General features: G+C 61.5%; 7 protein-coding genes. 1 reads left to right on the top strand and 6 read right to left on the bottom strand.

Features of this window, described 5'->3' with window-relative positions; translation table 11 throughout:
* Positions 1 to 5: 5 nt before the first annotated feature.
* The gene (glgB, locus tag F474_RS12940; protein WP_097085207.1) at positions 6 to 2,222 is read left to right on the top strand and encodes a 1,4-alpha-glucan branching protein GlgB; all 2,217 of its coding nucleotides are present in this window, start codon (positions 6 to 8) and stop codon (positions 2,220 to 2,222) included.
* 408 nt (positions 2,223 to 2,630) lie between these two features.
* On the opposite strand, the gene F474_RS12935 is transcribed toward glgB, so the two are convergent.
* The 6 genes from F474_RS12935 to treZ form a co-directional block, all read right to left on the bottom strand.
* The gene (locus F474_RS12935; protein WP_097085270.1) at positions 2,631 to 3,365 is read right to left on the bottom strand and encodes an endonuclease/exonuclease/phosphatase family protein; all 735 of its coding nucleotides are present in this window, start codon (positions 3,363 to 3,365) and stop codon (positions 2,631 to 2,633) included.
* A gap of 216 nt (positions 3,366 to 3,581) precedes the next feature.
* Complete coding sequence (gene glgX, locus F474_RS12930) at positions 3,582 to 5,732, bottom strand: glycogen debranching protein GlgX (RefSeq protein ID WP_097085208.1); 2,151 nt, start codon at positions 5,730 to 5,732, stop codon at positions 3,582 to 3,584.
* Positions 5,733 to 5,851: 119 nt separating this feature from the next.
* Positions 5,852 to 6,172 carry a DUF2934 domain-containing protein gene (locus tag F474_RS12925; protein WP_097085209.1) on the bottom strand — a complete coding sequence of 107 codons (321 nt, stop codon included), beginning with the start codon at positions 6,170 to 6,172 and terminating at the stop codon, positions 5,852 to 5,854.
* A gap of 16 nt (positions 6,173 to 6,188) precedes the next feature.
* Complete coding sequence (locus F474_RS12920) at positions 6,189 to 8,972, bottom strand: malto-oligosyltrehalose synthase (RefSeq protein ID WP_097085210.1); 2,784 nt, start codon at positions 8,970 to 8,972, stop codon at positions 6,189 to 6,191.
* Positions 8,969 to 11,053, bottom strand: a complete 2,085-nt coding sequence (gene malQ, locus F474_RS12915; protein ID WP_097085211.1) for a 4-alpha-glucanotransferase — start codon at positions 11,051 to 11,053, stop codon at positions 8,969 to 8,971. The genes F474_RS12920 and malQ overlap by 4 nt, the downstream gene beginning before the upstream one ends.
* Complete coding sequence (treZ, locus tag F474_RS12910) at positions 11,054 to 12,856, bottom strand: malto-oligosyltrehalose trehalohydrolase (RefSeq protein WP_097085212.1); 1,803 nt, start codon at positions 12,854 to 12,856, stop codon at positions 11,054 to 11,056.
* Positions 12,857 to 12,873: the final 17 nt, after the last annotated feature.

Genomic DNA, 12,873 nt, shown 5'->3' with positions numbered 1-12,873 from the left:
GTACGATGCAACACGCGCCACATGACTCACGCCCCGGACTCTTTCCGGAGCAGGCTGAAATCGAGGCGCTGGTGCGCGCCGAGCACGGTAACCCTTTTGCCGTCCTCGGCGCCCATGGTGACGGCCAGGGCGGTCGCTTCATCCGGGCCTACCTTCCGAACGCACTGCGAGTCGAGGCTCTGGGCTGGGAAGACGACAATGTGCGTGCCGAGCTCGAGCAGCACCGCGTGCCAGGGTTTTTCGCGGCACAGGTAGCAGGCGAGGAGGGTTACCGCCTGCGCATCCACTGGGCCGGTGGCGTTCAGGTGACCGCTGACCCGTACAGCTTTGGTGAACAACTGGGCGAAATGGACCTGTACCTGTTCGCCGAAGGCAATCACCGAAACCTCAGCAGCGCCCTGGGGGCGCAGTTGATGGAGGTGGGTGGGGTCAAGGGTGTTCGTTTCAGCGTTTGGGCACCGAACGCGCGCCGCGTCTCGGTGGTAGGCGCCTTCAACGGCTGGGATGGCCGCCGGCACCCGATGCGTTTGCGCCAGCCGTCGGGGGTGTGGGAGATCTTCATTCCCGGTGTCGAAGCGGGCGAGGCGTACAAGTACGAAATACTGGGTCAGCATGGCATTTTGCCGCTGAAAGCGGACCCCATGGCACTGGCCACGGAGTTACCACCTTCAACCGCTTCCAAGGTTGCTCCGCCTCTGGATTACGCCTGGAACGACCATGCGTGGATGGAACAGCGCAACACCACCGATACCAGCAAGCCTTTGTCCATCTATGAATTGCATGCAGGCTCGTGGGAGGTCGAACTCAACGAGGCCGGTGAGGTTGCCAGGCTGTACAACTGGCATGAGCTGGCTGACCGGCTGATCCCCTACATCCAGAAGATGGGTTTCACCCATATTGAATTGTTGCCGATCATGGAGCACCCGTTCGGTGGCTCCTGGGGCTACCAGCTGCTCTCTCAATTCGCCCCCTCTGCGCGCTACGGCTCTCCTCAGGACTTTGCGGGGTTCGTCGACCGCTGCCACCAGGCTGGGATCGGGGTGATCCTGGATTGGGTGCCTGCGCACTTCCCGACCGATGAACATGGCCTGGCCCGTTTCGATGGCACTGCGCTCTACGAGTACGACAACCCGCTCGAGGGCTTTCATCAGGATTGGGACACACTGATCTACAACCTGGGCCGCACGGAAGTGCATGGCTTCATGATTGCCTCGGCGCTGCATTGGCTGCGCCACTTTCATGTCGATGGGCTGCGCGTGGATGCGGTGGCGTCAATGCTCTATCGGGACTATTCGCGCAAAGCCGGTGAGTGGATCCCGAACCGCTATGGGGGGCGAGAAAATATCGAGTCGATCGATTTCCTTCGTCACCTCAACGAAGTGGTGCGACATGAGGCGCCGGGTGCTTTGGTGATCGCTGAAGAGTCCACTGCCTGGCCAGGCGTAAGCCAACCCACCGAGCAGGGGGGGCTGGGCTTCTCCTACAAGTGGAACATGGGGTGGATGCATGACACCTTGCACTACATTCAGAATGACCCCATCCACCGCAAGCATCACCACAATGAGCTGAGCTTCGGCTTGGTGTATGCCTATTCGGAGCACTTTGTGCTGCCGATTTCGCATGATGAGGTAGTGCACGGCAAAAAAGCCTTGATCGACAAGATGCCAGGTGACCGGTGGCAGAAATTCGCCAACCTGCGGGCTTACCTGACGTTCATGTGGGCGCACCCGGGCAAAAAGCTGCTGTTCATGGGTTGCGAGATCGGCCAGTGGCGCGAATGGAACCATGACAGCCAGATCGACTGGTACCTGACCCAGTACACCGAGCACCAAGGTGTGCAAACGCTGGTGGCCGACCTCAACCGGCTCTACCGCGACCAACCGGCCTTGCACGATCAAGATTGCAAGCCCCAGGGCTTCCAATGGCTGATCGGCGACGACGCGGCCAACAGCGTCTATGCCTTCCTGCGCTGGAGCAAGGAAGGTGAGCCCTTGCTAGTGGTGGCGAACTTCACACCTGAAGTGCGTGAGAGTTACCAGATCGGCGTACCGTTTGCTGGGCAATGGAGCGAGCTGATCAACAGTGATGCCCTGGTTTATGCAGGTGGAAACGTGGGCAACGGTGGAGCAGTTGCGACGCAAGAGCAAGCCAGCCACGGGCAGGCTTACTCCCTGAGCCTTACGCTTCCTCCGCTGGCAGTGCTGGTGCTCAAGCCTGCCTGAGCCCCTTGTTTTAAATAAGGCCCCCGCGCGCTTGTCGGGCTACCCAATGTCATGCGCAGGGGGCTATACGGTTCGAAAGGAATTCACAACGTAATTGAAGGCTATGGTAGGCGCCCGGTCGAGCATCTGAAAGATGGCCGGGACAGCCCAAAGCGCACCTCCCGTCATTGATACCAACGTCGTTCCCTGCGCAACCATCGGGTAGCGAGCCGCCCAACTCGCTGCTTGGAAGATCGTAGGGGATATCTCTATCGCAGTGACTCCAGTCACGGCTCGCGTGGCGAGTACTTGTAGCGGATTCATGAACAGCCCCGGCTGGTGTCAGAGGTCTGACTCTAACCCCTGCCTTGGCAGGGCATAACTCGTAGACCTGTCAGGTGGGCAGACGCTCATTGCACCGAGGGCGCCCTAGAGATGCACCTCCACCGCAAGGGGCAGATGGTCCGACAGATGGCTCCACGGGCGCGTGCCCAAGACCTTGGGGGCATGGCTGGTGGCGTTGCGCAGGTAGATGCGGTCTAGCCGCAGCATCGGCATGCGGGCAGGGTAGGTCTTGGCCAGCCGGCCGTGATGACGCTCGAAAACCTCGTGCAGGTCGCCGTAGCGCGAAAGGGTGACGTTGCCGCGGGATTTCCAGTCATTGAAATCTCCGGCGATGATGACCGGCGCGTGTTCAGGCAGCGAATCGAGCAATTTGCGAAGCAACTGAAGCTGTTGCTGCCGATGGCTTTCTAACAAGGACAGATGCACGCAGATGGCATGTACGCCATCGGGATGGCCAGGCACCTGCAAGGTGCAATGCAGCAGGCCGCGTCGCTCGGGGCCGGTGATCGATACGTCTAGGTTGCGGTAATGCAGGATCGGGTATTTGGAGAGCAACGCGTTGCCATGATGGCCATCGGGGTACACCGCATTGCGGCCGTAGGCAAAATCGCTCCACATGCTGTCGGCCAGGAATTCGTACTGTGACATCGCCGGCCAGTTGGCGTGGCGCGCGGCGTGGCGGTCGTGGCCGCCGAGCACCTCCTGCAGAAATACCACGTCAGCTTGGGTGCTGCGAACCGCCTCACGCAGCTCTGGCAGGATGAAGCGCCGGTTGAATACCGTGAAGCCCTTGTGCGTGTTGACGGTCAATACGCGCATGACGTGAACGTCACGCTGGCCGTCCACAGGCTGAGCTTCAGGTTCGGGGGGCGTGGTTTCAGTGTGCACGGTCACTCCAACGGTTTCGGTCTTGCCATACCCTATGTGACTTGGGGGCAAGACGCCAGTTCAGCCGTTTGAGTGAGTACGTCACAAGAGGGCCGGCTGCCGCCCTCCCACAAGGTGTGGGGGGGCGGCCCGGCGTACAGGAAGGGTTTAGGCGCGGTGCAGCTCGAACAGCAGGAACGAACGCCCGGTGACCATATACTGCTGATCCGGTTCCAGCCGCTCGGTTTGGTCCACTTCTTCGCAATTGGTATCGATCAGGCAGGTCCAGTACTCCCCATCCGGCACCTCCGGCAAAGTGAAATTCACAACGTCGTGGTGAGCATTGACGATCACCATCAGCGTTGCATCATCGCCGCGTTTGCGAATGCCGCTGGGCTGTGCGCGACCATCTAGCACCATCGCCAGCGCACGGCCATGCGCATCCTCCCATTGTTCGGTGGACATCTCGTTGCCCGCAGGGTCGAGCCAGGTCACATCCTTGATGCCCAATTCCTCGTTGTAATCGCCGACCAGGAAACGGTTCCGGCGCAGGATGGGGTAGGTCATGCGCAACTTGATCAAGCGCTGCACGAAGTGCATCAACGCCTTGCCATCATCGTCCATGTTCCAGTTGATCCAGCCCAGCTCGCTGTCCTGGCAGTAGGCGTTATTGTTGCCGTTCTGGGTACGGGCGAACTCGTCACCTGCGACCAGCATTGGAGTGCCTTGAGAGAAGAGCAGGGTGCAGAAGAAATTACGCATCTGCCGCAGGCGCAGGTCGATGATCTCGCGGTTGTCGGTTGGGCCTTCGTGGCCATGGTTCCACGACAAATTGTTGTTACTGCCGTCCTGATTGTTCTCATCGTTGGCTTCGTTGTGTTTCTCGTTATAAGACACCAGGTCTTTGAGGGTGAAGCCGTCATGGGCGGTAATGAAATTCACTGAGCTGTGCGGGCGACGCCCACGCTGGTTGAACATCTCACCCGAGCCGGTCAAGCGCGCTGCGAAATCGGCCAGCTTGCCGTCGTCGCCCTTCCAGAACGATCGAACAGTATCGCGGAAACGGTCGTTCCACTCCGCCCACCCAGGGGCGAAGCCACCTACCTGGTAGCCACCGGGGCCGCAGTCCCAAGGCTCGGCAATCAGCTTGACGCTGCGCAGTACCGGATCCTGGCGGCAGGCAGTGAGGAAGCTGTGGCGTTCGGTAAAGCCGTCACGGTAGCGCCCAAGAATCGTCGCCAGGTCGAAGCGGAAGCCATCGACGTGCATCTCCGTCGCCCAGTAGCGCAACGAGTCGGTGACCATCTGCAGGACGCAGGGGTGGCTCAGGTCTAGCGTGTTACCCGTGCCGGAGTCGTTGATGTAATAACGCTTGTCATCGGGCATGAGCCGGTAATAGGAGGCGTTGTCGATACCCCGCATCGACAGTGTTGGGCCGCGCTCGTTACCTTCGGCGGTGTGGTTGTAGACCACGTCCAGGATCACCTCAAGGCCAGCATCATGCAGGCGCGCTACCATCTCTTTGAATTCGGCGATCTTGCCGTTGGCGAGGTATTTCGCGTGCGGGGCGAAGAAGGCAATCGTGTTGTAGCCCCAGTAGTTGCCTAAGTCCTTCTCCAGCAAATGCTGGTCGTTGACAAAGCCATGAATCGGCAACAGCTCGATCGCCGAAATGCCCAATTGCTTGAGGTGGCGGATCACAGAGGGGTGAGCGAGGCCGGTAAACGTGCCTTTTTCCGCGTCCGGCACATCGGGGTGAAGCATGGTCATGCCCCGGGTGTGAGCTTCGTAGATGACGGTCTTGTCCCAAGGGGTATTAACCTGCTGGTCGCGGCCCCAGGTGAAAGCAGGGTCGATGACTTTGCTTTTCGGCACAAAAGGGGCGCTGTCGCGCTCGTCGAAACTCAGATCTTCGTCGGGGTGCCCGATGGTGTAGCCAAACAGGGCTTCTGACCACTTAAGCTCGCCTACCAGCTGTTTGGCATAGGGGTCGATGAGCAGCTTATTGTGGTTGAAACGATGACCGTTTTTAGGGTCGTAAGGCCCATACACGCGGTAGCCATACACCATCCCCGGGTGTGCATCGGGCAAATAGCCGTGAAAAATCTCGTCGGTGTACTCGGGCAACTCGATGCGCTCGAGCTCCACTTTTCCTTCTTCGTCGAACAGGCAGAGCTCTACTTTAGTCGCATTGGCGGAGAACAGTGCGAAGTTGACCCCCAGACCGTCCCAGGTGGCGCCGAGTGGAAACGGCTGGCCTTCACGGATACGCGTGGGTGTTACGGTGGGCTGTGGTGAAGTTTTCCGAGACCTGGACATGGATGGATCCTTGGGTGGCATATTCGATTAGGGCAGTGGCGTCGAGCGTTTTCAGGGCGCAGAAACCCGCGGCCGCCGTGGGGCGGCCGGGGACAAACGTCATTGGGAAAGAGGGGGTGTCAGCTTGCTGTTGGCTTCTTGGCCGCAGGCTTGGGTTTTTTCTCGGCAGCAGGCTTGGCACCGGCGGCTTTGGGCTTGGCCGCAGGCTTAGCAGCAGCGGTCTTGGCCGCAGGCTTGGCCTTGGCGGCAGGCGCCTCATTAGCGGCCTCGTCCTTCGGTTTTTTTGGCGCATTGCGCGGAAGCTTGGCCGGAGCCATCGCTTCGGCTTCAGCCAGCTTGCGCGCCTTGGTCCAGTGATCGAGGTGCTTGCCCTCGGGCCGGCCCTCGGCTTCCCACAAGTAGTAGGCGAATTCTTCGATACGCTTGTCGTTGGCACTCATTTCAACGCTCCTGATCTCAAATCGCGGGTAAGAATAGATTGACGGGAAATGCCTTCAGGGCCTCGGCAATCGCAACGGTGTCATCGGTTCTGACTGTGCCGTGGCAAAAAAGTCCCTTCAAAGTGGCAGGCAAGGCAAGGCTTTTGGGTAATACGACGTGGGTGTCTCCCCACTGGTCGGCATCGATCAGCAACTGGCCTGCGCCGCCGGCCAGGTCGCTGCACAAGCGCGGCACAATAACCAAGGCGCAGTGTTCGCCATGGCGGCGCGCAAAGGCGAGCACATTGCCTGCGCGTTGGCCACGCACCTCTAGAGGCTGGTATTGGCCCTCAGTGAACAGCTGCGGGTACTTCTGGCGAGCGTTGAGCACTGCCGCGATCAGTGCGTGCTTTACCTTGCCGTCGCGCCATTGTGCAACCAGCTCGGCTGGCCGCATGGGCATCTGCTGCAGTGCCTGCGCTCGGGCAGTGTAGTCCACTGGCCGGCGGTTATCCGGATCGACCAGGCTCCAATCCCAGTACTCGTCACCTTGGTAGAGGTCCGGTATGCCAGGGGTGGTCATACGAAGCAGGCATTGGCTCAGGCTGTTGACGGCGCCGCCAGGGGCGATCAGGTTGACAGCAGCAACTACCGATTCTCGCCAATCGCGGCCCTTGTCGGTCGTCAGCAACGCCTTTAGATACTCGGCACACGCCTGCTCATAGGCTTCATTGGGCGCACTCCAGCTACTGACCAGCTTGGCTTCGCGCAAGGCTTTACGCTGCCACTCCAGCAGGCGTTCGCAGTAGCTATTCAAGGCCTGCGCATCGTCGGCAGCCAGGTCCAGCGGCCAGCTGCCCAGCACGCTTTGGTACAACAATGCCTCGTCCCCACCGCTGGGCGCGTAGCCCCCCGGCAGCTCCGTACGCAGCGAAGCAGCCATGGCGCGCCAATGGCCAAGCAGGGCGCTGTACCAGTGGGCCCGCTCGCTGAGTACCGCCAGCCGGGCACGGCTGTCTTCCCCGCGTTTGTGATCGTGGGTGGCCGTAGTCAGCACATTGCGGGGGAAGTGCCGCTGGCGCTCAAGTGCGGCGGCGTGGAACGCCTCGGCCGGCGCGCTGAACAGCTGCGGGTCGAAGCCGACATCGTTGCGCGAGAGCAGAACAGCGCTCCGGTAAAAAGCCGTGTCTTCGACCGCCTTGGCTGCAGCTGGAGAGGTAAGTTGCTGGAAGCGAATGCCGGCATAACGCAGGTCACGTCGCGCACGGCCGGGCGGCAGTTTGCGCCAAGGCTCGCCCCCCAGCCAGCGGTTGAGAAAGTCCAGCACCGGCCAGTCGCCTTCCGCCAGCTCAGTGCGAGCCCCCTCATACGCCTGCTGAAAGAACGGCTCGTCGGCGGCAGAGCGCCCGCAAGGGGTGAGGTAAGTGCGGTAAACCGGGAAATGCACGATCAGCGCCTGCAAGGCGCGGCGGATGGCCCCCAGGGTTAGGTCACGGCTCATGAGGTCATTGCGGGCGACCTTGAGCAGCGCCTGAGCCACCGTCTCAAAGTCACCCGCCAGCGTACCATTGAGCACCAGCTCGCGAGCAGCGCGAGCTTCCTCCATGAAGTCGCTGGTGCGACCGCTGGCTTCCTCCCAGCAGGCCTTGAGCTGAGCTTCACCGGCTGGGTCGGTCTGCAGCAGAGAGACTTGGTTCATGAATTCATAACCGGTGGTGCCGTCCACACTCCAGTCATCGTGCAGATGCTCTTCCGGGCCGAGAATCTTCTCCACATAGATGGGGAAGAAGTCGACCTCAGTGCCAGCGGGGCGCAAGTCGAGCAGGCCGTTGACTCGGCGGCGCAACTGTCGGCAGTAGCCGCGAGGGTCGGCCAGCCCATCGATATGGTCGATTCGCAGACCATCTACCAGCCCCTCGGCCACCAGCTCGAAGATCTTGGCATGGGTCGCTTCGAGCACTTCAGCCCGCTCGACCCGCAGGCCACCCAGTTCGTTGATATCGAAAAAACGCCGCCAGTTGATGTCATCGGCTGCGGTGCGCCAACTGGCGAGGCGATAGTGTTGCTTTTCAAGCAAGGCGTGCAGGCGCTGCAGGCCAGCCTCGGTGGTCGCGTCATACGCGGCCAGCACCGGTGCGAGGGCGTGTTCGGCCTCGCTCAGTGTGGCGAGCGACGCTTGCAAGGGGCGGGCGTTGACGCAAGCATTGGGGTCATCGGCAAGGGCAGCGAAACGCTCGGCCAGCAGCTTGAGCGCTGGCGCCTCGCTGGCCGACAGCAGCTCGGCGTAATCGGGCGGGCAAATGGGAAAGCGGTGCTCGTAGTGTTCCACATGGAGGCTGCCAGTGGCGGGCTCATAGCGCAGCGGCAGCTCTCCGTTTTGCAACGCCTGGCCGTAATCACTGCCCAAGAAGGGCAACAGCAGCTGGCCCTCCATCATGGGGTCAGGCGATTGCCACTGGATGTCGAAGAAGTTGGCATATCGGCTGCGCTGCCCCCACTCCAGCAGGTCCAGCCACCAGGGGTTGTGAGGCCCCCCGACGGCCATGTGGTTGGACACGATGTCCAGGATCATCCCCATGCCATGCTCGCGCAGCGCGACAACTAGTTTACGCAGCGCAGGTTCGCCGCCCAGTTCGGGGTTTATGCGAGTAGGGTCGACTACATCGTAGCCGTGCATCGAGCCAGGGCGAGCCTTGAGGATGGGTGAGGCATAGAGGTGGCTGATGCCCAGTTTGGCAAAGTACGGAACCAGCGGTACCGCATCTTCCAAGGTAAAGCCTTTGTGAAACTGCAGCCGGAGGCTGCTGGTCAGTGCTTTCATCTATCGCGCTCACAGGCTTGTTGCCGAGCGGCGGCCAAAAGTTCAAGGCGCCGCGCAGTGTCTGGGGTATCCAGCAGGGTGGTGCTTGCGCCCGGTAAGCGCCGACGCCAGTTGGGGTGGCTGTCGACAGTACCGGGCAGGTTTGGGGCTTCGACAAGGCCTAGGGCGTCCTCTACTGGCAATAACACCAGCGGGGCGCGCGTATGGCCCAGGAACCGGACGCTGGCATCGATGAGCTGGTCAGCTTCATCGACGCCGGCATGTTCCTCGCGAAACGCCGGGGCATCCTGGTCGAGCACTTGGCGCAGGCCGTCGCGCTCCTTGCGGCGGTCTTCACGCCAGTTGCGTTCGACCTGTTCATCGATCAGTTCCAGCCTATGCGACCACTGGATATCGTTGCTCTGCCACCACCCCTTGAGGGGGGCCAAGTCATGGGTGCTGGTGGTAGCCAAGGCGTTGTCCGGCCATTGGCTGAGGCGCTTGAAGTGACCGGTATGGTGCTGCTCGAACAGCAGTACCCGCATGCCGAGAATACGGCGAGCGGCGAGCTTCTCTTGAAGGCCATCCGGGACCGTGCCCAAATCTTCCCCGAGGACAATCGCCTGATGACGATGGGATTCCAGCGTCAGCAGGCGAAGCAAGTCGTCCAGCGGGAAGTGCAGATAGGCACCGTTTTTGGGTGATTCACCCTGAGGGATCACCCAAAGGCGATTCAGCCCCAGAACGTGGTCGATGCGCAGGCCGCCCGCGTGCGCGAGGTTAGCGCGCAACATCTCGATGAAGGCGCGGTAGCCGTGGCGTTGCAGACCCTCAGGCGAGAAAGCAGAAATCCCCCAGCTTTGGCCCGAGCGGTTAAGGATGTCAGGCGGTGCACCGACAGTGAGGGAGGCAAGCAGCTCATCTTGCCGGCTCCACGCCTGGCTCCCACCGCCATCTGCGCCGACGGCCAGGTCCGCGATCAGGCCTACGCCCATCCCGCTGGTTCGAGCCGCTTCTTGAGCCCGCGCCAGCCCCCGTGCGATCAGCCATTGGCAGAAAGCGTGGAAACCGACCTCGTCAGCATGCTCGTGGGCAAAACGGGCCACCTCTGCGTGCGCGGGATTACGCCAGTGGTCGGGCCACTGGCGCCAATCCTGTGACTGGCCGGTACGCACACACTCGGCTTGCAACGCCTCGAAACGGCAGTGGCTCTCAAGGGCCTCACCGCCGCGATGGCGGAAGCTGGCAAAGTCTTCCCGCAGTGGATGAGCGCCGTGCTGGAAGTCTTCGTACAATACGCGAAGCAACTTCAGCTTGGCCTGGGACGCCGCAGGCCAGTCCACCAGGTCAAGCTGCTCAAGGGCGTGGAACTCCGGGCCCAGGCCGCTGCGCGAGAGCGCACTGGCCACTGCGTTGTCTCCCAGAATCAAGCCGGGCGATGCATACAGGCCGTTGAAGAACAGCCGGCTGGAGGGTGAGTAGGGGCTGTAGCGATGGGTATCGCTGGAGAACATCGCGTGCATGGGGCTGATTGCCACGGCGTCGGCGCCACGTTCACCGGCCGCTTTGGCAAATTGTTCGAGCGCAAGCATGTCACCGAAACCACCATCACCCTCGCGGCGCAGCGAATACAACTGCACACCCAGCCCCCATAACCGGGGGGTGGGCGAGCTGGCTACATCCTGCGCGCTGTAGCAATGTTGCGGAGCGACCGCCACGGTGAAATGGCGCCCTTCGACAGTGAGCTCGTGGTAGCCGACGGGCAATAGGCCGGGCAGCCGAGCTTCGATATCCAGTTTCAATTCAAGGCTCGCACCGTCTTCCTGCTGCACGTTGCACAGCGCATGCGGGGCGAACCAGCGGCCCAGTGCCAAAGGCTGGGCGTAGTCAGCTGTCAGCAGCGGCGGCAGGCTTCTGGAGTCATGGGCATCGTTCAAGGCCTGCAAGCTCGCCTGCGCCTGCTCATCGTTGTCAGCCGGGTGCCCGAGCCCACTGAGCACCTTGCGCAGTACGTCCGGCGCCACCCGCTGAGGCTGGCCATTGGCATCGACCCAGTCGATGGCGATACCCGCGGCCTTAGCCAGTTTCTCTACTGCATCCATTCAATAAGCCTCCGCAGCTTCGCGAGGCAACAGGCTCACCAGGGCGCAGTACGCCGGTAGCTTGTCGAGCGCGGCAGTGTCTGTAGCGCCCTCACGGCTGTCGAACATGCGGCAGGTAGGGAAGGGCAATTCGCACTTGACGGCTTCCTCGCCAAGGTTCAGATCGATCTGAAGGCCGCTGCCGTCGCCCAGACGCCAGCGTGCGCTGACGGCTTTGGAGCCTATTACCTTGCACCCCAGTGAGCGGCTACCGGGCAGGCGGTGGAACAGCTCGCGCCTGCGCAGGGTAAGCAGCTCACGATAAAGGCTGACCCAAGGGCCGTTCTGTTGCGACTCGAACTGGGCCAGGCGAGGGCGCGACGCTTCGAAAGTCGCTTCGGCATTGGGATCAGGAATCTTGGCGCGCTGCTCCGGGTCCTGGAATGCGCTGAAGTCCTTGAATTCCGAGCGGCGCCCATTGCGCACTGCTTCGGCCAGCTCACCGTGGAAATCGGTGAAGAATTGAAAGGGCTGTTCAGCCGCCCACTCATCACCCATGAACATCAGGGGTATCATGGGGCTGGTGAGCAAGAGGGTAGTGGCTGCACGCAACGCCGGCGCCGGGCACAACCGGGCAAGCCGTTCACCGAATGCGCGGTTGCCGATCTGGTCGTGATTCTGCAGGAACAACACGAATGCCTGCGGGCTGAGATGGCCGCTGGGCTCGCCTCGTGCCTTGCCGTGCCGGTTCTGGTGCCCTTGGAACACAAAGCCCTCGCTCAGGCAGCGTGCGAGCTTCTCGACAGTCTGATCTTCGTAGTCGGCGTAATAGTGCTCGGTTTCGCCGGTCAACAACACATGCAGGACATTGTGGCCGTCATCGTTCCACTGCGCGTCATAGCCCTGGCGCAGGAGCTGGGCCTGATTGTGCTCGTTTTCCAGATTCAACCAGATATGCCGGCCGTGCGGGGTATGTTGGCGAATGCGCTGAGCCAGCTCTTGCAAGAAGGTATTGTCCTCGATGGCATGCACCGCGTCGAAACGAAGGCCGTCGAAGCGGTATTCGAATAACCACATCAGCGCGTTATCGATGAAGAAGTCTCGAACCGGGCGCTTGCGAAAATCGATGGCCGCACCCCAGGGGGTATGTTGGTCTTCACGGAAAAAAGACGATGCATAGGCGTGCAGGTAGTTGCCGTCAGGGCCGAAGTGGTTGTAGACCACATCCAGCAGCACCATCAAGCCGTGGCCGTGCGCCGTGTCGATCAGTTGCTTGAGTTGTTCGGGCGTCCCGTAGGAGGCCTCGGCGGCGTAAGGGAGCACGCCATCGTAGCCCCAGTTGCGCGCACCACTGAATTCGGCGATTGGCATCAGCTCGATGGCTGTGATGCCCATAGCTGCAAGGCGTGGCAGGTGCTCGCGCACACCGTCGAAGCCGCCGAGCGCGCCTACGTGCAGCTCGTAAATCACGGCTTCGTGCCAAGGCCGGCCATGCCAATGATTGTGGCGCCAGACGTAGTTGTCAGGCTCCACCACGAGGCTGGGGCCCTGAACATCGCCGGCCTGCGCGCGGGCGGCCGGGTCAGGCACGGTCACTGCCTGGCCATCGGCGGCCTTCACATGGTAGCGATAGGCGCTGCGCTCAGGGCAGGGGGTTTCAACACTGAACCAGCCGCCTTCCTGGGGCTGCATGGGAACTGACGCCCCCTCATCGAATATGACACTGACATTATCGGCGTCAGGGGCCCACAAAGCGAAACGGACCAAGCCGCTGGGCAGGCGTTGGGCGCCGTGGCTCCACGGTTCATGTTGCTCTACAGCCATCGAAGCCTTCTCCCGGG

This window comes from Pseudomonas sp. URIL14HWK12:I12 (assembly GCF_003097135.1).
Lineage (GTDB): Bacteria > Pseudomonadota > Gammaproteobacteria > Pseudomonadales > Pseudomonadaceae > Aquipseudomonas.
Note: the sequence above shows the minus strand (reverse complement) of the source record. Positions and strands in the feature narration are given on the sequence as shown.